We start from the raw sequence: 338 nt of genomic DNA on the forward strand, positions 1-338 counted from the left end.
CCGACTGTGAAGCTGCCGTCGTTGGTTAAGAAGTCATCCGCCGCTGAGCCAGAGTCCGTATCAAGTGTCAGTGTTGGCGCATCTGGAGCTGTTGTGTCTAGAGTGAACGTCAGCTCGCTGCTGCCTGATGTATTACCCGCTGCGTCGGTTTGACGAACGGTGATCGTGTTGTCACCTTCCGTTGGTACTGGTGCGGTTGTCGTCCAGTTTCCGTCAACGAGGTATTCGACTGTCGCACCCTCTTCTGTGCCGCCGACTGTGAAGCTGCCGTCGTTGGTTAAGAAGTCATCCGCCGCTGAGCCAGAGTCCGTATCAAGTGTCAGTGTTGGCGCATCTGG

The 338-nt window shown here is 56.2% G+C and carries 1 protein-coding gene; it reads right to left on the bottom strand.

Translation table 11 applies throughout. From position 1 onward, the window contains the following. Nucleotides 1–338 (bottom strand): Ig-like domain-containing protein (locus IQQ51_RS06505; protein ID WP_193840636.1); only part of this gene is annotated, 338 nt, incomplete at both ends.

This window comes from Vibrio sp. OPT18, from assembly GCF_015163615.1.
Classification (GTDB): Bacteria; Pseudomonadota; Gammaproteobacteria; order Enterobacterales; family Vibrionaceae; genus Vibrio; species Vibrio coralliirubri.